The 19666-nt window shown below is 53.5% G+C and carries 18 protein-coding genes; 15 read left to right on the top strand and 3 right to left on the bottom strand.

Annotated elements, in window-relative coordinates:
• Positions 1–33 precede the first annotated feature (33 nt).
• Positions 34–1167 (top strand): Gfo/Idh/MocA family protein, encoded by a 1134-nt coding sequence (locus tag AC2FNV_RS01395; RefSeq protein ID WP_170603941.1) that lies wholly within the window; start codon positions 34–36, stop codon positions 1165–1167.
• On the opposite strand, the gene AC2FNV_RS01400 is transcribed toward AC2FNV_RS01395, so the two are convergent.
• A complete protein-coding gene (locus AC2FNV_RS01400) occupies positions 1168–2166 on the bottom strand; it encodes a LacI family DNA-binding transcriptional regulator (RefSeq protein ID WP_170603940.1) in 999 nt (332 codons plus the stop codon).
• Between the two features lie 377 nt (positions 2167–2543).
• On the opposite strand from AC2FNV_RS01400, the gene AC2FNV_RS01405 reads away from it, so the two are divergent.
• The 14 genes from AC2FNV_RS01405 (at position 2544) to AC2FNV_RS01470 (ending at position 18065) form a co-directional block, all read left to right on the top strand.
• Positions 2544–3545, top strand: coding sequence for a Gfo/Idh/MocA family protein (locus AC2FNV_RS01405; RefSeq protein WP_496772198.1), 1002 nt, complete (start codon positions 2544–2546; stop codon positions 3543–3545).
• The gene (locus AC2FNV_RS01410; RefSeq protein ID WP_170603938.1) at positions 3545–5116 is read left to right on the top strand and encodes an acyl CoA:acetate/3-ketoacid CoA transferase; all 1572 of its coding nucleotides are present in this window, start codon (positions 3545–3547) and stop codon (positions 5114–5116) included. Before AC2FNV_RS01405 ends, AC2FNV_RS01410 begins: the two co-directional genes overlap by 1 nt.
• The gene (locus tag AC2FNV_RS01415) at positions 5113–5880 is read left to right on the top strand and encodes an enoyl-CoA hydratase/isomerase family protein (RefSeq protein ID WP_170603937.1); all 768 of its coding nucleotides are present in this window, start codon (positions 5113–5115) and stop codon (positions 5878–5880) included. The genes AC2FNV_RS01410 and AC2FNV_RS01415 overlap by 4 nt, the downstream gene beginning before the upstream one ends.
• A 4-nt stretch (positions 5881–5884) precedes the next feature.
• On the top strand, positions 5885–7408 hold the full coding sequence (locus AC2FNV_RS01420) for an aldehyde dehydrogenase family protein (protein ID WP_170603936.1): 1524 nt from the start codon (positions 5885–5887) through the stop codon (positions 7406–7408).
• 58 nt (positions 7409–7466) lie between these two features.
• Positions 7467–8717, top strand: a complete 1251-nt coding sequence (locus AC2FNV_RS01425; RefSeq protein WP_170476138.1) for an ABC transporter substrate-binding protein — start codon at positions 7467–7469, stop codon at positions 8715–8717.
• 101 nt (positions 8718–8818) lie between these two features.
• Positions 8819–9712, top strand: coding sequence for a carbohydrate ABC transporter permease (locus tag AC2FNV_RS01430; protein WP_170603935.1), 894 nt, complete (start codon positions 8819–8821; stop codon positions 9710–9712).
• Complete coding sequence (locus AC2FNV_RS01435) at positions 9712–10593, top strand: carbohydrate ABC transporter permease (protein WP_170422333.1); 882 nt, start codon at positions 9712–9714, stop codon at positions 10591–10593. Before AC2FNV_RS01430 ends, AC2FNV_RS01435 begins: the two co-directional genes overlap by 1 nt.
• A gap of 6 nt (positions 10594–10599) precedes the next feature.
• A complete protein-coding gene (locus AC2FNV_RS01440; RefSeq protein WP_170476136.1) occupies positions 10600–11712 on the top strand; it encodes an ABC transporter ATP-binding protein in 1113 nt (370 codons plus the stop codon).
• Complete coding sequence (locus AC2FNV_RS01445; RefSeq protein ID WP_170603934.1) at positions 11709–13199, top strand: GMC oxidoreductase; 1491 nt, start codon at positions 11709–11711, stop codon at positions 13197–13199. Before AC2FNV_RS01440 ends, AC2FNV_RS01445 begins: the two co-directional genes overlap by 4 nt.
• A complete protein-coding gene (locus tag AC2FNV_RS01450) occupies positions 13196–13954 on the top strand; it encodes a 3-ketoacyl-ACP reductase (RefSeq protein ID WP_170603933.1) in 759 nt (252 codons plus the stop codon). The genes AC2FNV_RS01445 and AC2FNV_RS01450 overlap by 4 nt, the downstream gene beginning before the upstream one ends.
• Before the next feature lie 27 nt (positions 13955–13981).
• Positions 13982–15571, top strand: coding sequence for a GMC family oxidoreductase (locus AC2FNV_RS01455; RefSeq protein ID WP_170603932.1), 1590 nt, complete (start codon positions 13982–13984; stop codon positions 15569–15571).
• Positions 15571–15879 (top strand): Dabb family protein, encoded by a 309-nt coding sequence (locus tag AC2FNV_RS01460; protein WP_170603931.1) that lies wholly within the window; start codon positions 15571–15573, stop codon positions 15877–15879. Before AC2FNV_RS01455 ends, AC2FNV_RS01460 begins: the two co-directional genes overlap by 1 nt.
• Positions 15880–15882: 3 nt before the next feature.
• A complete protein-coding gene (locus tag AC2FNV_RS01465) occupies positions 15883–17052 on the top strand; it encodes a dihydrodipicolinate synthase family protein (RefSeq protein ID WP_496772204.1) in 1170 nt (389 codons plus the stop codon).
• A gap of 5 nt (positions 17053–17057) precedes the next feature.
• The gene (locus tag AC2FNV_RS01470) at positions 17058–18065 is read left to right on the top strand and encodes a LacI family DNA-binding transcriptional regulator (RefSeq protein ID WP_170603929.1); all 1008 of its coding nucleotides are present in this window, start codon (positions 17058–17060) and stop codon (positions 18063–18065) included.
• A 105-nt stretch (positions 18066–18170) separates the two neighbouring features.
• Here the strand turns inward: AC2FNV_RS01470 and AC2FNV_RS01475 are convergent, their stop codons facing one another.
• Complete coding sequence (locus AC2FNV_RS01475) at positions 18171–18893, bottom strand: aspartate/glutamate racemase family protein (protein WP_170603928.1); 723 nt, start codon at positions 18891–18893, stop codon at positions 18171–18173.
• A gap of 3 nt (positions 18894–18896) precedes the next feature.
• A complete protein-coding gene (locus AC2FNV_RS01480) occupies positions 18897–19595 on the bottom strand; it encodes a GntR family transcriptional regulator (protein WP_170603927.1) in 699 nt (232 codons plus the stop codon).
• Positions 19596–19666 lie beyond the last annotated feature (71 nt).

A 19666-nucleotide genomic window follows, 5' to 3' on the forward strand; every position in this document is an offset into this window, starting at 1 on the left:
CGGCAACGAGACTTTTTAAGAAAGACTAAAACCATGACAAAGCTGAAATGGGGCATGATCGGTGGAGGTGAAGGCAGTCAGATTGGGCCAGCCCATCGACTGGGGGCGCTGGCGGATGGCTTGTTCGAATTTTCCGCGGGAGCGTTGGACCACCGGCCCGAAGTTGGCCGCGAATATGCGCAACGGTTGGGTATCGCTGCCGATCGTGCCTACGGTGATTGGCAAGAGATGTTGGCTGGCGAGCGTGGGCGCACGGACCGGATCGATCTGGTGACAATTGCGACGCCCAATTCGACACATTTTGAGATTACCAAAGCGTTTCTCGAGGCTGGTTTTAACGTTCTATGCGAGAAGCCAATGACCATGACCGTCGAGGAGGGCGAGGAAATAGTCCGGGTTGCCGAAACTTCGGGCAAGGTTTGCGCAGTAAACTACTGCTATTCGGCTTATCCAATGGTGCGCCAGGCCCGAGCAATGGTAAGGTCTGGTGATATCGGAAAAGTTCGCGTGGTTGTAACGAACTTCAGCCATGGGCATCACGGAGACGCAACAGATGCCGATAACCCGCGCGTGCGTTGGCGTTATGATCCCGAGATGGCGGGCGTTTCAGGTCAATTTGCTGATTGCGGCATCCATGCTTTGCATATGGCAAGTTTCATTTGTGATGATGAGGTAAGCACGCTTTCAGCCGACTTTGCGTCCACGATTTCCAGCCGCGTTCTGGAAGACGATGCGATGATCAATTTCCGTACTGAGCGTGGAACTGTTGGGCGACTTTGGACATCGTCGGTTGCCGTCGGCAGGCAGCATGGTTTCGACATTCAGGTTTTTGGCGAGACTGGCGGCCTGCGTTGGGCGTCTGAACAGCCTAATCAGTTGATCTATACTCCAGTTGGTGGTCGTACGCAGATTATTGAAAAAGGCGAGGGCGGATTGCACGGCGAGGCTCAGCGTCTGTCGCGCGTTGCCATAGCCCATCCCGAGGGCTTTCCGCTTGCTGTAGCCAACATCTATTGTGATCTGGCGGATGCAGTTCGTGGCGAAATCCGCGATGGCTTGCCAGGTGCATCCGACGGCGTTCGTTCAATTGCGGCGGTCCATGCGGCTGTTTCTTCCGGTAAGGAAAATGGCGCGTGGAAAGAGGCGCGCCCGCCGATGTTCAGATAATCAGGAGCGGGGTCTCAAAGTGCCCCGTTCGATCACGCGACACGGAAAAATGCGAGCTTCGGGATATCGCTGAGGCTCTTTCAACATTTCTTCGACCAAATCCACTGACGAAGTGATAATTTGTTTTATAGGTTGGTGGATTGTCGTCAGATTTACGCTTTCCCAACGAGACATTTCCATGTCATTCAGGCCGATGATCCCAATGTCTTTGCCGGGGATCAAGCCATGATCCGAAACTGCCGACAGCGCGCCGATTGACAGGATATCGTCGCCGCAAAAAAAGGCTTCTGGCGGCGAGCCCTTCAATTGGTTCAGCATTTCTGCGCGCCCCGCTTCGAATGAATAGGCATCAGCAAAGCTGTGCGTCACATCGATTTCCGGATAGTGGCCCAGCTCTTCTGTGAAACCCCGGAACCGGTCTTGGGCAGAGGTCGCATCCTTGGGGCCGCCTAGGTAACCAACTCTGCGATATTTTCGCGCCAAAAGCTCTCGCGCCGCCATGCGTCCACATTCCACGTTGTCAATTCCTACAACGTGGACTTCGGGTGAAGTAGCCGAGCGGCCGAATGTGTGGACAACCGGCACACCGGCATCATGAAACGCCTTTGCAAAACTAGGTGGCAGGGTCGAAGAGGCGACGATCGCCGCATCAACCGAATACTGGCGCAACATTCGAACCGAGTTTGAGGGCTCGGTTTCGTCTGTCAGGTTGACTATTAATGGTCGCAATCCGCGTTCCTGCAGAGCGCGTGTGAACTGGTCAAAAACCTCAAGGAAGATAGGGTTGTGAAAGTTGTTTGAAATCAGCCCGATAAGTTTGGTTCGACCAGTGGTCAAGGACGAAGCCAACGCGTTGGGGCTGTATCCCAACTCCAACGCTGCCTTTTCAACCTTTCTGCGCGTTTTGGCCGAAACTGAAGCGCCTTCGGTAAACGTACGCGAAACAGCAGAACGGGAGACACCAGCAAGCGCCGCAACTTCTTTGAGGGTGACACTCACGTAGTTTGTACTCCTATTGCAAATACCCGTTTTGTGTTTCTCAAAATTACGTGGAAAGAAAATTTTTGCAATCGGTTGCAACAAAAAAGAGGTGTGCTTCGTCCGAACCATTACATGTAGAAGTTCGACCAACCCGTTGGGCCGAACGTGATAAGCACACAAATATCCTTCATTTGGCAATTCACTTAAAACGGATTGATGTGTCGATGCAGTGACGCGAAATTTGTTTAGAACATCGCCGAACGGGTCGGTATCTAGCTTGTTGAATTGAAGTCTGAACGAAAAGTATGGCTTCGTGAATTTGACTGTTGCAATCATTGGAACGTTCCATTATAGAATTGGAACGTTCCAAATAGACTTTAAGCGGGGGGTGGAAAGTGAACTGGGCTTTCGTGGGCGCAAGTACGATTGCTTCGCAGCATATGGTGAATGCGGTTCGTCAGCAGGCTGGAAACGAAGTTACTTGGATTGTTAGCAACTCACCTGATCGCGTTAAAGTTTGGGCCAAGGAGCACAATGTCGCAAATGCTACCACAAGCCTGGAAGACGCGATTTCCGATCCAGAGGTGGGCGCAGTTTATATCTCTTCAACCAACGAAAAGCACCACGCTCAGGCGATGGCGGCCATTGCCGCCAAAAAGCACGTTTTGTGCGAAAAGCCGTTAGGCATGACCTTGCAGGAAGCGACAGAAATGGTGCGCGCTGCAAATGCTGCCGGAGTTACCTTTGGTACGAACCACCACCTAAGGTGTTCTGGTAGCCATCGGGCCATTCGGAAACTCATTGCGCAGGGGCGCGTTGGCAAAGTCTTGTCCCTTCGAATTCATCATGCGGTTCATTTGCCTGACCATCTTCAGGGTTGGCGGATCAATTCCGCTGACAGCGGAGGTGGAGTTATCCCGGATATTGTTGTTCATGACGCAGATGTAACCCGGTTTCTGTTACAAGAAGATCCTGCAAACGTCGTGGCTCAAATGACCAGCTCTGGGATGGGTCAGGGAGTAGAAGACTCGTGCATGTCAGTTTGGACGATGCCGTCGGGTGCTATGGTTATGACACATGAAAGTTTTACTCACCCCTTCGCCGGGTCGAGTCTGGAAGTACATGGAACCCAAGGGTCAATATTCGCGAACGGCGTTATGACCCAACGCCCAGTTGGCGCGATAACTCTGGTCACCGAAGCTGGACGCGACGAAATCGCGTTCCCGGATCACTCTCTGTACGTGATGGGTGTGTCCGAGTTCGTTGCAGCAACAGAGGGCCATGGGCGCCCGGCAGCGGACGGACCGGATGGCGTGAAATCTCTGTCCGTAGCCTTGAGCGTTCGCGAGGCTGCAAAGACCGGTCAACGAGTCGAAGTGGATTATGGTGGTTTCTGATGACCAAGCTTGTTTCCGTTTCTCAGGCCGTATCAAGCATCCCCGATGATGCCGTGGTCACGGTCTCATCGTCTTCAGCCTTAGGATGTCCCGACCTGGTTTTGAAAGCTATAGGGCAGCGGTTTCGGGATGAAGGCCACCCACGAAATCTGACTTCACTACATCCGATCGCCGCTGGCGACATGTATGGCGTGAAGGGCATGGACTACCTTGCTCAAGATGGGTTGTTGACCCGAGTTTTGGCGGGATCATACCCATCGGGTCCTTCAAATCTTGAGATGCCAGAGATTTGGAAAATGATCGTAGAAGATCGAGTGGCCGCCTATAATGTGCCGTCCGGAATTTTGTTTGACATGCATCGAGAGGCTGCAGCGCACCGGCCCGGTGTTTTGACAAAGGTGGGATTGGAAACCTTTGTCGATCCTGTTCGCGAAGGTTGCGCAATGAATGCCAGAGGTGCGTCAGCGCCGATTGTCACAAGAGCCGAGTTCGGCGGCGAATCCTGGCTGCATTTTCCAAACATCAACCCAAATGTATGTATATTGCGAGCAACAACCGCAGATGAATTTGGGAACCTGACTTATGAGCATGAAGGAGCTTATTTGGGAGGGCTCGAACAAGCCATCTGCGTGCGCAATCACGGTGGTTTGGTTATCGCGCAGGTTCAGCGCGTCACCGCTGAGGGCAGCTTGCGCCCGCACGACGTTCGTGTGCCCGGACATTTGGTCGATATGATCGTCGAAGATCCCGACCAGAAGCAGACGACCGAAACGGTCTATGATCCCGCAATTTCTGGCCAGATCATGCGCCCGTGGGACAGCTTTTCACTTGCCGAGCACGGCGTTGAAAAGGTTATCGCACGCCGCGCTGCGATGGAACTGCGATCAGGGATGAGCGCAAATTTGGGATTTGGAATAAGCGCTATGGTGCCGCGTATTTTACTTGAAGAAGGGCACCCGCAAGCAGTGACATGGGCAATCGAACAAGGGGCCGTCGGTGGTGTTCCGTTGACGGGGTTTGCCTTTGGCTGCGCGTCGAACGCACATGCCTTTGTGCCGTCGCCGCAGCAATTCATCTATTTCCAAGGTGGTGGGTTTGACATGTCGTTCTTGTCTTTCCTCGAAGTTGATGTCGAGGGAAACGTGAATGTCTCGAAATTGGGTAAAAAACCTTACCTGACAGCTGGGTGCGGTGGCTTTGTCGACATAACCGCCCGGGCGAAAAAGATTGTGTTCTCTGGCTGGTTTGAGGCAGGCGCAAAAATAGAACTGAACGATAATGGTATTCACGTCGCCGCGCCAGGGAAGTTCACCAAGATGGTGGACAAGGTAGAACATGTCACGTTCTCGGGCCGCCGCGCGCGGGAAACAGGGCAGGAAGTGATTTATGTCACCGAGCGATGCGTAGTCCGTCTTGAACCCGATGGCTTGGTCGCAACCGAAGTAATGCCGGGTATAGACGCCCAACGCGATATAGTCGCAGCTTCGGATGGGCGGGTCAAAATTGCGGAAAACGCTTCGGTTATGCCCAATTCGTTGTTCGCTCAGGGGCCGATGGGGATCAGCCTATGAGCGGTGTCGGTTTTCATATCGTGGATGAAACGGCAGTTTTGACCCTGCAAAACGAGGCGAAGCTGAACGCTTTGACCTCTGAAATGCTTGAGGTATTGGAGCAACGGGTCCGAGATGTAGAACGGGATGGGTCGATCAGGGCATTGGTGCTGACCGGAGCAGGCAAAAAGGCTTTTTGCTGCGGTGCTGATATTTCCGCTTGGGGCACGCTGAGTCCGGCGGAGTTTGCACGACACTGGGTGCGAGACGGGCATCGAATTTTTGATCGGTTGACCCGGATTGGAAAGCCGACGATTGCTGCGATCAATGGGCACGCCTTTGGCGGTGGCTTGGAACTGGCCAGCTGTTGCGACCTGCGCCTTGTAGCACCGCGCGCAACCTTGGCACTTCCAGAGGCGAAAGTCGGAATCGTTCCGGGCTGGTCTGGTACGCAGCGGTTGACTCGGCTGTTTCCGGAAGGTGCCGTCAAGGAAATGGCATTGTTTGGTCGCCGTATTAATGCAGAACGCGCAGTAACCTTGGGCTACGCTGTTGAAGTTGCCGATGACGTTTTGTCCCGGGCTTTGGAAATCGCAGCCGAACAGCAGGGGCTGTCTCCTCGGGCAACGGAAATTGCGAAGCAAATGATTCACGCAGCAGTTGATGAAGATAAGCACGCCGCCGTCGAAGCGTTAGGAAGCGCGGCGGTTGCGGCATCAGCTGATCGAGATGAGGGCGTCGCTGCCTTCATGGATAAACGAAACCCAAATTTTTCAGGCATATGACGCGATGAAAGACTTTACGATCAATCATGCCATCTCTGTCGAGCTACCATCGCTTTTTGAAGGTCGCCATCTAATTAATGGCAATTGGTGCAAAAGTGAGTCAGGTGACACTTTCGAACGTCGCTCGCCGTCGCATGGACATATTGTCAGCCGTTCTTCGCGGGGCGGAGAGGCAGAGGCAAACGCCGCGATCCTAGCTGCCAGAACTGCCTTTGACAGCGGTGTCTGGAGCCGGGTTTCGGGCAAAGAGCGCTCTGCTGTTTTGCTTAAGGTTGCAGACCTTATTGAACAAAACGTTGACCGGATCGCAATGATCGAAACATTGGAAAGTGGCAAACCCATAAGCCAGTCCCGCGGCGAAATAGAGGGGGCTGCAGACTTGTGGCGTTATGCAGCGTCTTTGGCGCGCAGTGTTCATGGTGATAGCCATAACTCACTGGGTGCGGAAATAATGGGCGTCGTTCTGAAGGAGCCGATTGGTGTTGTTTCGATTATCACTCCGTGGAATTTCCCATTTTGGATTCTCAGTCAGAAACTGCCGTTTGCGCTGGCCGCAGGCTGTACCGTCGTTGTTAAACCGTCTGAGATGACACCATCTACGACCGTGATGCTCGGCGAGCTTCTGATCGAAGCTGGCATACCCGCGGGCGTTTGCAATATTGTATTGGGCTTTGGAGTTCCCGTCGGGAGTGTGATGTCCAGCCACGCTGAGGTGGACATGATCAGCTTCACCGGTTCGACTGCAGTGGGTAAGACCATCAGCGCCGCGGCCTCGGATACGCTCAAGAAAGTCGCTTTGGAACTGGGAGGCAAGAATCCCCAGGTGATCTTTCCCGATGCAAATCTGGAAGCTGCTTCGGATGCTGTGGTGTTCGGGGTTTATTTCAATGTCGGTCAGTGTTGCAATTCCAGCAGTCGCATCATCGTACACGAGGACATAGCCGAGAAATTTTGCGACCGAGTTGTGGCCTTGTCGCAGAGAGTCAGGTTCGGCGATCCCTTGGACGAAACGACCCAAGTTGGTGCCATTGTTACGCCGGAACACAACACCAAGATCGACACCTATGTGAAACAAGCGCAATCTGATGGCGCTCGGATCGCTTTGGGTGGAGAACGATTGAGCGTCAACGGGCTTGGCGACCAATTTTACCAACCAACGGTAATCACACACGTGGCACCCGACATGCCGATCGCCAAGGACGAAGTATTTGGACCGGTTTTGTCAGTTCTGACCTTCAAAACACTGGACGAAGCCATCGCGCTGACCAATGATAGCTCTTACGGTCTGTCTGCGGGTGTATGGAGCGAAAACGTTCACACCTGCCTTGAATTCGCCCGTCGTGCAGAAACGGGAACAGTTTGGACCAACACCTGGATGGACGGGTTCCCCGAAGTCGCCTTTGGAGGGGTCAAACAATCCGGGCAGGGGCGGGAAATCGGACGCTACGGGTTCGAGGAATTTTTCGAAGTGAAATCGGTGGTTATGCGTGTCGGGAACACCCGAACGCCGTGGGTTTCGCAAGATTGAAAACGGGCCTTTGGAAAGGGGTCAGGAAATGAAAATCGCATTTAGGGAGGAAACAAGAATGCGTAAATTTCTGAAAACAAAAACGCTGATCGTGGCCGGGTTGCTATGTTCAACCAGCCTCGCTCAGGCGGAAGAGGTCGAGGTACTGCACTGGTGGACATCCGGTGGTGAAGCTGCGGCTTTGAATGTTCTCAAAGACGACCTGTCCGGACAAGGTATCGGATGGACCGACATGCCAGTCGCTGGCGGAGGTGGTGAGCAGGCCATGACAGTGTTGCGCGCGCGCGTCACCGCGGGCAACGCGCCTACAGCTGTTCAGGCGCTAGGGTTTGATATTCTGGACTGGGCCGATCAAGGCGCCTTGGCTGATTTGAACGATGTTGCTGCCAATGAAGGTTGGGATGATGTTGTCCCAGACGCTTTGAAAGCGTTTGCAAAGCACGATGGCAAATGGGTTGCTGCGCCGGTGAACGTGCATTCGACCAACTGGGTTTGGGCGAACAAGGCTGTATTGGACGCAAATGGAATTGCTCAGCCAACAAACTGGGATGAGTTTGTTGCCGCTGTGGAGGCGCTCAAAGCTGCAGGTCTAACCCCAATCGCGCATGGCGGTCAGGCTTGGCAAGACGCGACTGTTTTCGATGCGGTGGCGATGTCTACGCTGGGGCCGGATGGCTATAAGGCTGCATTTATTGACCTCGATGAAGGTACGTTAGGTGGCGATGCCATGAAGGAAGCATTTGATCGCATGGCATTCATTCGCGATAACGTTGACGAGAACTTCTCAGGTCGCGATTGGAACCTAGCTACGGCGATGGTTATCAATGGCGAGGCCGGTTTCCAGATGATGGGCGACTGGGCAAAGGGTGAATTCCTGAATGCAGGTAAAGTGCCCGGTGAAGACTTCCTGTGCTTCCGCTTTCCGGGAACCCAGGATCAGGTCACATTTAACGCCGATCAGTTCATGATGTTCGACCAAGGCGGTTCGGTTTCTGCCGAGCAGGCTGCGTTGGCCAGTGCGATACTTTCGCCGTCCTTCCAGATCGCCTTTAACAAGGTTAAAGGGTCAGTTCCCGCGCGGACAGATGTCGACGGCAGCGATCTGGATGCATGCGGTCAGCAGGGAATGAAAGATCTGGCGGCTGCTGCATCGTCCGGTAACCTGTTCGGCTCGATGGCTCATGGCCACGCGGCGCCTGCGTCGGTGAAGAACGCGGTTTACGATGTCGTCACTGCTCACTTCAATGGCGAGTATGACAGCGAAACAGCTGTAACAGAACTGGTTGACGCTGTTTCAATCGCCAAGTGATCCGAAAGTGATCCTCCCGATGGGGCGGCAGGAAAGCCGCCCTGTCATTCCCCTGGCTTAAGGGCCAGGGAATACTGCAAAGCGAACGAGGAGAACGCGCCATGGCTGCTTCGGCCGACGCGGATTTCAAGACACGACTTCAGAATTGGATACCCAAGCTGGTCCTTTCGCCCTCTCTGGCGATGATGCTGGTCTTTGTCTACGGTTTCATTCTGTTTTCAGTCTACCTGTCCTTTACCGACAGCCGTATCCTACCAAGCTTTGGATGGGTCGGGTGGGAAAACTATGACAAACTCTGGCGGCTAAGTCATTGGGAAACCTCACTGATCAATATGGGCATCTTCGCGAGCCTCTATATTGTGATTTGCACATGTATCGGGCTGGGGCTGGCCATTTTCCTCGATCAGAAAATCCGTGGTGAGGGATTGTTGCGCCCGATTTATCTGTATCCTATGGCGCTGAGCTTCATTGTCACTGGTACCGCTTGGAAATGGTTTCTTGATCCCGGAATCGGCCTTGAAAATGTAATGCACACATGGGGTTGGACCAGTTTCGAGTTCGACTGGGTCAAGAACCGTGACTACGCGATCTATACCGTTGTTCTGGCGGCGGTCTGGCAAACCAGCGGCTTCGTTATGGCGATGTTTCTGGCTGGCCTGCGCGGGATTGACAACGAAATCCTTCGCGCGGCGCAGATGGACGGGGCTTCGAACTGGAACCTCTACCGCCGGATCATCATCCCGCAGCTGCGGCCCGCGTTCCTGTCGGCTTTTGTGATCCTAAGTCATCTGGCGATCAAAACCTTTGACCTTGTGATCGCGTTGACCGGAGGAGGTCCGGGTCGAGCAACAGAATTGCCTGCGACCTTCATGTACTCCTACACATTCACTCGGAACCAGATGGGTATCGGTGCTGCCTCAGCCACGATCATGCTGATGACAATCGCCGCGATAATGATCCCGTACCTATACGCCGAATTGCGAGAGAAACGCTGATGTCACAAGCCACTCAGGATACCGCAATCCGCACTGGCCGCGTCACGCGCACGCTGATCTATCTGGTGCTGCTGTTGTTCGGGCTTTTCTACCTGCTGCCGCTTTACGTGATGCTGGTGAATTCTGTTAAGCCGCTGGAGGAGATCACCGGCGGTGGGATGATGAACCTGCCGCAAGTCTTCACGCTGGAGCCGTGGCTGAAAGCTTGGTCTTCGGCCCAGATCGGTGTCGATCCAACCGGTTTGAAGCCCTACTTCTGGAACTCGATCAAGATGGTTGTCCCGGCTGTGATCGTCTCGACAATTCTAGGCGCCTTGAATGGCTATGTGCTGACCAAGTGGCGGTTCAAGTACGATACTATCCTGTTCGGTCTGATGCTGTTTGCCTGTTTCATCCCGTTCCAGATCGTCTTGATCCCAATGGCGCGGATGCTTGGTATCATCGGGCTGGCGGGCACAACTTGGGGCTTGGCTTTGGTACATGTGGTCTATGGGATAGGCTTCACAACGCTATATTTCCGCAACTACTACGCCGTTTTTCCGACCGAACTGATCCGAGCGGCACAGATTGACGGGGCAGGTTTTTTCCAGATTTTCTGGCGTATCCTTCTGCCCAGCTCAGGACCGATCGCCGTGGTCTCTATCATCTGGCAGTTCACGAACATCTGGAATGACTTTCTGTTCGGTGCGTCCTTTGCCGACGCCAACAGCCAGCCAATGACCGTGGCGCTGAACAACCTCGTTCAGTCGTCAACCGGCGTAAAGGAATACAACGTTCATTTTGCAGGCGCCATATTGGCTGCCATGCCAACTCTGCTCGTCTACATCGTGGCCGGTCGATACTTTGTCCGCGGCCTGATGGCGGGTTCCGTGAAAGGATAAGGCCTGATGGGATTTCTGGACATAGACAACGCGACCAAATCCTATGGGTCAGTCGAAGTTTTGCATAAAGTCGATATATCGGTGCAAGAGGGCGAGTTCCTTGTGCTCGTCGGCCCATCAGGATGTGGCAAGTCCACTTTGCTGAACATGATTGCGGGGCTTGAGGATATTACCAGCGGTGAAATCCGGATCAAGGATCAGGTTATGAACGGTGTGCATCCGTCAAACCGCAACATCGCCATGGTGTTCCAGAGCTATGCGCTCTACCCCAACATGACAGTAGGGCAGAACATCACATTCGGGCTTGAGATGCACGGTGTGCCCAAGCCTGAGCGTGAAAAGGCGATGACCGAGGTCGCCAATTTGCTGCAAATTGAGCAGCTTCTCGACCGCAAGCCCGGGCAACTTTCTGGTGGTCAGCGCCAGCGTGTTGCTATGGGACGTGCGCTGGTGCGGGAACCGGACGTGTTCTTGTTTGACGAGCCTCTATCCAACCTCGACGCCAAGTTGCGCGTGGACATGCGGACTGAAATCAAGAAGCTGCACCAGAACCTCGGCACAACCATCGTTTATGTGACTCATGACCAGATTGAAGCGATGACTTTGTCCAGCCGCATCGCAGTCATGAACGGCGGCTATGTTCAGCAGCTTGGTACCCCTCAGGAAATTTATGACACGCCGGCAAATATCTTTGTGGCGACCTTTATGGGTTCACCTGCGATGAACGTGGTGCCCGCGAAAGTAGCCGTGTTAAATGGCCGCCCGCATGCCGAGGTCGCGCTGCATGATGGTTCCGTGGCGCAACTCCCATTTAGTCAGGACAACCTTTCAGCTTGGGATGGGCGCGAGATCCTGTTGGGCATCCGCCCTGAGACCATTACCGACATGGATGGTGCCGATCGCAAGTCCTCCAACATTGCCTCGATGACCAACCGCATCGTGGTGACGGAGCCTGCAGGCTCAGACACTTTTGTCTCCATGACACTCGGTGGGCAGGATGTAATTGCCCGAATGCGCTCGGACGCAGAGGTCGCACCAGGTCAGGATTTCCCATTTGCCGTGAACATGGAAAAGGCCGTGGCTTTTGACCCAGAGAGCGAGATGCGGATCACTCCGTGACACGGGCAGACGTAATAATCATCGGTTCCGGGATGGGCGGGTCAACTCTGGCAGCGACCTTGGCGCCTTCTGGTCGCCGAATCTTAGTCGTGGAGCGCGGTGAACGTCTGGTTCCATCACCACAAGACAGGGACCCCAAGGCGATTTTTGGAGATGGATTTTTCCGTCCAGACGAGACATGGTTGGACGGCGACGATAAGTCATTTAATCCGGGTAACTACTACTGCGTTGGTGGGAATTCAAAGTTCTACGGAGCAGCGTTGATCCGGTACCGGCGTGAGGACTTCCAACCGCGCCCGCACATGAGTGGAAGTTCCCCTGGCTGGCCTATTTCTTATGATGAATTAGAGATCGACTACTGCGCTGCCGAGCACCTGTACGAAGTTCGCGGGACCGACAGCGAGGACCCGACGGAACCGCCGCACAGCATAAAATATCCGCACTTGCCAGTCGCGGATGAACCGGATGTTGCTGATTTGCGTAAGCGCCTTAACCAAGTCGGATTGACACCATCATCGGTGCCGCTTGGGGTTGATATCGATAGATGGCTGGCTGCGGGTCAAACCACTTGGGACGCGTTTCCAAACACCTGTGGTGGCAAAATGGATGCGGAAAACAGTGCTTTGGCCAAAGCTCTGCAGTATGAAAATGTTGAACTTCTGACCGGCGCGCAGGCGCGTAAACTGATCGCTGCCGAAGACGGCAGTCTAATGGGTGTCGAGGTTGAAGGCCATGGCATGTTGCAGGCGCCACTGATAGTTCTTTCGGCCGGAGCCGTTCAGTCTGCGGCGCTCTTGCTAAAGTCGGCAAATGAAACTTGCCCCATGGGACTGGCAAATCGTTCCGATCAAGTCGGACGAAATTTCATGAACCATAATTGCTCGGCTGTACTGGCCTTGCACCCTTTGCGCCGCAACAGATCGATTTATCAGAAAACTCTGATGTTCAACGACTATTACAACAGCGACGGTAACGGCGGACCGCCTTTGGGAAACATCCAGATGCTGGGTAAAATCACTGGTCCAATCCTTGCGTCTCAAACCAAATTGCCGGGTTGGATCGCCAAGCTAATCGCCGAGCGCAGTTTTGACTTCTACGCAATGTCCGAGGACCTGCCGAACCCGGAAAGCCGTGTAACAGTTGAAGGGGGGAAAATTCGCCTCGACTGGAAGCGCTCGAACTGGGAAGCGCACAAGGAACTTGTGGCGCGATTGAAGTCTCATGTTCGCCGGGCTGGCTTTCCTGTCGTATTGTCCCGCCCTTTTGACAGGCGCACTCCGTCGCATCAGTGTGGCACGGCACGCATGGGTAAAAATCCGACCAACAGCGTGGTGGATATCTTTTGCCGGAGCCATGACCACAGGAACTTGTTCGTTGTTGACGCGTCAGTCCTTCCGACTTCCGCCGCGGTCAATCCAGCGCTCACTATCGCGGCACTCGCGTTGCGAACCGGACGCCACATAATTGAAACGGAGTTTGCGGCATGACCGGAATCGCATTGGTCACTGGTGGACAACAGGGGATAGGCTTTGGAATTTCGCGTGCCTTGCTTGCCGCAGGATTCCAGGTTGCAATGGCTTCGCGCTCGGCACCAGAAAAACCTGCCGTAAAAAACGCGCTGGCAGCACTTGGGCCCAACGCGGTTTACGTACAACATGACGTTTCGGACATAGACAATGTGTCTTCCTGCCTTGATCAGGTAGAAGCGCAGCTGGGTCCGGTGACCGCGTTGGTAAGCAACGCTGGCGTTGGTGCTCCGGTTCGGGGTGACATGCTGGACCTACAGCCCGAGAGTTGGGACTTTGTGCAGAACATCAACTTGCGAGGGGCGTTCTTTCTGGCGCAAGAAGTTGCTCGGCGTATGCTTGCACAGCCACAAAACACGTACCGCTCGATCACATTTGTAACCTCTGTCAGCGCGACGATGGTATCCGTCGAGCGAGCAGAATATTGCGTGTCTAAAGCCGCAGCAGCGATGATGGCCCAGCTATTTGCCGTTCGATTGGCGCCGCATGGGATCGGAGTTTTCGAACTGCGCCCGGGCATTATTGCGACCGAAATGACCGAAGGTGTACGCGAAAAATACACCGACCGTATCGAAGGTGGCCTTGTACCTGCTGTGCGCTGGGGCGAAGCAAGGGACATTGGTTCAGTGATCGTGCCGATCGCGCAGGGAAAATTGGAATTCGCCACCGGTGCTGCGATTCCGGTGGATGGCGGTTTGTCTATCTCGCGTTTGTAAACAACAAGCTTCTGAGGACGAAAGAGAATGTCTGAAGGATATGATTTTATCGTAGTCGGCGGAGGCTCGGCTGGTTCTGTAATTGCTGGACGTTTGTCCGAAGAACCATCCGCTAAAGTCCTGCTGCTAGAGGCCGGAACCTCTGACAGAAACCCACTTTTCCACCTTCCTGCTGGATTTGCCAAAATGACCAAAGGCATCGGGAGTTGGGGGTGGTCAACGGTGCCTCAAAAACATATGCAAAACAAGGTGTTCAACTACACGCAAGCTAAGGTTATTGGCGGCGGGTCGTCGATCAACGCGCAAATTTACACGCGTGGTGCAACGCAGGACTATGACGAATGGCGTCAAATGGGGTGCGAGGGATGGGGGTATGCCGATGTGCTACCCTACTTCAAAAAATCAGAAGATAATGACGTCTATGACGACGAGTTCCACGGCAAGGGTGGGCCATTGGGTGTTTCTATGCCTTCAGCACCACTGCCGATTTGTGATGCATACATTCAAGCAGCAGGGCAGTTGGGTATTCCGGAAACCCGCGACGTAAACGGAACAAGACAGGATGGCGCCGGCTATTATCAATTGACCCAACGCAACGCGCGTCGTTCTTCCGCTGCTATGGCCTTTGTCGCCCCTAACCGCAAGCGCCCAAATTTGACCGTGCGCACAGACACTCAAGTTCGGCGAATTTTGGTAGAGAAGGGGCGCGCAACTGGTGTGGAGATGATTAGCGGCGAAAAAATCTCCGCTGCCAAAGAGGTTGTTTTATCCTCGGGCGCGATTGGATCTCCGCGACTGTTGCAACTCTCTGGAATAGGGCCCGCGAAACAACTGGAAGGTATCGGAATCAAAGCGGTTTATGACCAGCCACAAGTTGGTGAGAACCTGCAGGACCATCTGGACTTATATTCAATATGCGAGGTTACTGGCCCACATACATATGACAGGTTTGCCAAGCTCCATCTTTCGGCAATAGCGGGATTACAATACCTTTTAACCCGAAGGGGGCCGGTCGCTTCAAGTCTCTTCGAAACCGGAGGGTTCTGGTATGCTGACCCCGAGGCAAGATCGCCGGATATTCAAATGCATTTGGGCTTGGGTACCGGGATCGAAGCCGGGGTCGAGGCGATGCCCAATGGCGGGGTGACCCTTAACGCGTGTTTTTTGCGCCCAAGGTCCCGGGGCACAGTTCGATTGCAGAGCGCTGACCCCTCAGCTATGCCGCTAATCGACCCGAACTATCTGGCTGACCCTTATGACCGGGAGATGTCGATCCGCGGTCTCAAATTGGTGCAGAAGATACTGGCTCAGGACGCGTTGAAACCTTACATTCTTGCCGAGCGTATGCCAGGGCCGAAGGTTAGGACCGAGCAGGAGTATTTCGATTTTATCTGTGTGCACTCTAAAACCTCGCACCATTGCGCGGGTACTTGTCGAATGGGTAGCGATGCCGAAGCCGTTCTAGATCCACGTTTGCGATTCAACGGAGTCGACGGGCTGCGGGTCGCCGACGCGTCGATAATGCCGACAGTCAATTCTTCGAACACCAACGCTCCAACGATCATGATCGGGGAAAAAGTTTCCGACATGATTAAACAAGATCAGGGATTTATGTGATGATCCGCCATATTGTTCTGACAAAATTCAAAACCGACGTGACCGAAGAAACGATCGAGAATATTTATTCCGGTCTTTCCGAGTTGTCCGAGTCATTGACCGGTGCTGGCGGTTTCACAGGAGGGCGCAGCAATAGTCCGGAACAGATAGAGCGCGGCTACATGCACGGCTTTGTGATTGATTTCACCGATTGGTCTGCGCTGGAGCGTTATCAGTCCGACGAAACGCACAAAGCGTTGGGCGCCAAACTTGTTCAGAATACCATCGGTGGAATTGACGGTATTCTGGTTCTGGATATCGAGGTCTAAGCGATGACGCTAATACTGCCAACCTACCAAGGCGAATTGGAAACATATGCACCGGCCGGTACGCCTTTGGTGCCGCGCGCACCTAAAGTGCCTCTGACGCGTACTGCATTTGCCGCAGCGCATGTGGTCTCGGACCCAATGTTGGATCACACACCGTGGGTTGGCAGACCCGCCGTCGATTGGGACGCAACGCTGCAATTTCGCGAAGGACTCTGGGACCAAGGATTGGGGCTGGCCGAAGCGATGGACACTGCACAACGCGGAATGGGCGTCGATTGGGACACTGCACTCGAACTGTTCCAACGGACTATGGCGGCGGCACGTGTTCATTCGTTGTCTCCCAGAGTGGCTTGTGGGGCAGGGACAGATCACGCTGACCCAGAGTCGCTGCGGTCAGCAGATGATATTCTGGCGGCTTACGAACATCAGGCTCAAGCGATCGAGGAGGCCGGGGGGCAATTGATCTTGATGGCGTCGCGGGCGTTTACAGCAATAAATGCCGGTCCGGATGTGTATCACAATGTCTATCGAGCGCTGATCGATGGTTCTTCCGAGCCGGTAATCCTACATTGGTTAGGCGACATGTTCGATCCCGCATTGAAAGGCTATTGGGGCAGTAACGAAATTGAGACCGCCAGCGACTTTGTTCTGTCCCTAATCTCTGAGAACCCTGCCAAAGTAGATGGCATTAAAATCTCGCTGTTGGATCAGGCACACGAAGAGACTTTTCGCGCAAGGTTGCCTGAAGGGGTACGGCTCTATACGGGAGATGATTTCAATTATGCCGACTTGATAGCCGGCGATGGGAAGCATTATTCACATGCTTTGTTAGGAATATTTGCGGCTATCGCTCCCGCAGCCAGTCAAGCGCTTGAGGCTTTAGCCGAGAATGACATGGAAAAGTACCACGCACTACTTGCACCAACTGTTCCACTAAGCCGCGAAATTTTCAAAGCGCCTACACGCTTCTACAAAGCGGGGATAGCGTTTCTGGCCTGGTTAAACCAAGCACAGTCACATTTTGTGATGCCCGCAGGATTTCAATCAAGTCGGGGCGTTTGTCACTACGCGCAGGTTTTCAGGCTTGCTGATCAAGCTGGTTTACTCCTGTCGCCTGATGAGGCTACAGCGCGGATGAAGACACTGTTGAAGTTGTACGGTATCGAACAATAAACTGGATGCGCAGACCGACCATCATAGATGTTGCTGACAAGGCTGGCGTTTCAAAATCCACGGTCAGCTTGGTGCTCCAAGGGAGTGCTCAAGTAAAACCTGAAACACGACAATTAGTTCACGCCGCTATGAAAGAAATCGGTTACGTCTATAACCGGTCGGCGGCTAATCTTCGATCCTCCGGTACGGCGCTAATCGGTCTTGTAATTAACGATCTGACCAACCCCTTTTTCACTGAATTTGCGACTTCATTGCAGATGGCTCTTGGTTCTCGGGGCTATGCTGTGGTTGTGGCTAACACAAACGAAGACCCGGAAATTCAGGATCAGGTTGTGGCGGCCATGTTAGAACACGGCGTTTCGGCACTAATCCTGTCCCCTGCTTACGGGGACGTCTCAAGCACACTTGCTGCTGTGGAACGAGCCGGAATTCCGATGATGCAAGTTTTGCGCCGGGCGGATGGGTGTACTGCCAAGTTCCCATTCTTTGCCCCGGATTACGAAGATGGTGGTCGCGCGGCAACTCAATTTCTATTGGACTCCGGCGCGAGAGAAATTGCTTTTGTAGGTGGATTAGAGGGGCGGCAAGTTACAGAGGAAAGAGTTTCCGGGTACCTAAAGATTATGCATTCAAAGGGACTGAAACCGATTGTAAAGACTGGAAAATCCAGTCGAGCTTTTGGTCATGCCGCTGCTGCTGATCTGTTTCGGGAACATCCGGATTGTAATGCTGCATTGTGCTTCAACGATCTGGTCGCATTCGGGATGATAAACGCCTGTCACGAGGCCAATCTCAAAGTCGGCCAGGATTTTCAAATAATAGGTTTTGATGACATAAAAGAGGCGTCGGAATGCTGGCCTACGTTATCAACCGTGCATTGCGGAGTTGAAGAGTTCGGAGAACAGATTGCCGATACAATACTAGGCTGGCTGCAAGAAGGCACTGTGCCTTCCGAAACCAAGCGAACACCTGTTCGTCTGGTCCTGAGGCAGACGACAAAAAACGCAGACTAAAATGACCTTAGGGGTCGGCAAAAGCTGTACCGTTTTGCATGACCGCATAACAACGTGAGTTAAAAACCCTGCTAGCTGGCCAACGGTTCAAGGGGCCTGTATGTTTCAATGCGGGGTCTGATACCTTGGCGGCATGAGCCCTGACTGAAACCAGCTCACAAAAGTCACGATTGAAAATACAGGTAATCCAGTGGCTTGCTGGATGTCTGGCGCGTAGGGACACATGTTTGTACATTCTAAAACAATTGCCCCAAGGTCTGGATTGTTTGATTTCAGTTTCATTGCAGCCTCGACATTATCCAGTCGGGACTTGTTGACATCTAGCGTCGGCTCATTGCCAAGGATGGCGCGGGTAAATTCCTCGCCTCCCTCGGTCGTGCCAATTGGCGTCCCGTCTGGAACCTGAGCCTTTCTCAGGTGGTCGTCGGTGAGTGTGGACGCTGATATGGTTAGTATGCCGGCGCGTTTGCCTGCTGGCAAAACCCGGTTAACCATCCCGACCTGCATCAGAGAGGATGTTGCAACTGGTATCGGAACAGCTGCGGCCAATTCTTCTTGAAATAGGGATAGAAAGCCACAATTGGTGGTTATCCCGTCTACGCCGTCTTTGACCAACTCCTTTGCTGCGTCAACGAAGGCGTCTAACAATCCTTTTGCGCTTTTGCGGACAACTAGATCGGGGGTGGCTTCGCGGACTATTCGATAGTGTACGGGAAAAGGCCAAGTCAGCGCGTTCCCCATATCTCCGGGTATACGTGGAAACCGGGCATCCAGCATCAAAATGCCGACCGATGCCCCGTATAAAGATTTGCCGCCATTTGCGATCATCCCCTATGCCTCCTCGATGACGCGGGTCGAAATTTCCTGTGATCCTTCCATATAGATACTGGATATTCCGTTGCGTACGGCCTCTTGAATTTGATCCATACGCTTGGTGATGTGTTCGCCTAAATTCAAAGCTGCTTTATCCACGTCGCGCTCCAGCAGGGCCTGCATTATTCGTTTATGTTCGCCTTTTGACCGATGCACTCGGTCTAAGTTCATGGAAACCCAACGGATATAACGGATTCTCTCGTTGATCCTTTCCAGGGTTTGGAGAAGTTCCATGTTGCCCGACAAACGTGCGATGCCAAGATGGAATGCCTCGTCTCGCCTTACGGCCTCTTCCACGGTCAAACCCGTCACATCCAAACCAGTTGAGTGAAGTTCGTCATTAAGCGCCCGTAATTCTTGATCCGTTGCTCTTTCGCAGGCCGACCGCGCGGCAGCAACTTCGATTATCTGCCGCAGTTCGAATAAGTCAAAAACGCCTTGTGCGTCCAGCAGACGGCAGAAAAATCCTTGCCCGGGGCGAAAATCAAACAGACGTTCGGCCACCAACCGATTCAATGCCTCGCGTAACGGCGTGCGGCTTACGCCCAGTTCTTTTGACAACGCAACTTCGTTAAGACGATCTCCGGGGTGCAAGCGAAACGAAACGGCCATCGCTTTTACCTGTTCATAGATATCGTCAACACGCGGTCCAGTCATATCAAACGCCTCGTTATCAGTGACTCAGGGGTGCCACAGGTCGGTCTTGAATTCAATATACAAAACTGTAT

The organism is Ruegeria sp. BHSA163 (genome assembly GCF_059613365.1).

What these genes read in the sequence shown, in the direction of transcription:
- AC2FNV_RS01395 (WP_170603941.1), top strand. Translation starts at nt 34, where the DNA reads ATGACAAAGCTGAAATGGGGCATGATCGGTGGAGGTGAAGGCAGTCAG.
- AC2FNV_RS01410 (WP_170603938.1), top strand. Translation starts at nt 3,545, where the DNA reads ATGACCAAGCTTGTTTCCGTTTCTCAGGCCGTATCAAGCATCCCCGAT.
- AC2FNV_RS01415 (WP_170603937.1), top strand. Translation starts at nt 5,113, where the DNA reads ATGAGCGGTGTCGGTTTTCATATCGTGGATGAAACGGCAGTTTTGACC.
- AC2FNV_RS01420 (WP_170603936.1), top strand. Translation starts at nt 5,885, where the DNA reads ATGAAAGACTTTACGATCAATCATGCCATCTCTGTCGAGCTACCATCG.
- AC2FNV_RS01425 (WP_170476138.1), top strand. Translation starts at nt 7,467, where the DNA reads ATGCGTAAATTTCTGAAAACAAAAACGCTGATCGTGGCCGGGTTGCTA.
- AC2FNV_RS01430 (WP_170603935.1), top strand. Translation starts at nt 8,819, where the DNA reads ATGGCTGCTTCGGCCGACGCGGATTTCAAGACACGACTTCAGAATTGG.
- AC2FNV_RS01435 (WP_170422333.1), top strand. Translation starts at nt 9,712, where the DNA reads ATGTCACAAGCCACTCAGGATACCGCAATCCGCACTGGCCGCGTCACG.
- AC2FNV_RS01440 (WP_170476136.1), top strand. Translation starts at nt 10,600, where the DNA reads ATGGGATTTCTGGACATAGACAACGCGACCAAATCCTATGGGTCAGTC.
- AC2FNV_RS01450 (WP_170603933.1), top strand. Translation starts at nt 13,196, where the DNA reads ATGACCGGAATCGCATTGGTCACTGGTGGACAACAGGGGATAGGCTTT.
- AC2FNV_RS01455 (WP_170603932.1), top strand. Translation starts at nt 13,982, where the DNA reads ATGTCTGAAGGATATGATTTTATCGTAGTCGGCGGAGGCTCGGCTGGT.
- AC2FNV_RS01460 (WP_170603931.1), top strand. Translation starts at nt 15,571, where the DNA reads ATGATCCGCCATATTGTTCTGACAAAATTCAAAACCGACGTGACCGAA.
- AC2FNV_RS01465 (WP_496772204.1), top strand. Translation starts at nt 15,883, where the DNA reads ATGACGCTAATACTGCCAACCTACCAAGGCGAATTGGAAACATATGCA.
- AC2FNV_RS01470 (WP_170603929.1), top strand. Translation starts at nt 17,058, where the DNA reads ATGCGCAGACCGACCATCATAGATGTTGCTGACAAGGCTGGCGTTTCA.
- AC2FNV_RS01475 (WP_170603928.1), bottom strand. Translation starts at nt 18,893, where the DNA reads ATGATCGCAAATGGCGGCAAATCTTTATACGGGGCATCGGTCGGCATT.
- AC2FNV_RS01480 (WP_170603927.1), bottom strand. Translation starts at nt 19,595, where the DNA reads ATGACTGGACCGCGTGTTGACGATATCTATGAACAGGTAAAAGCGATG.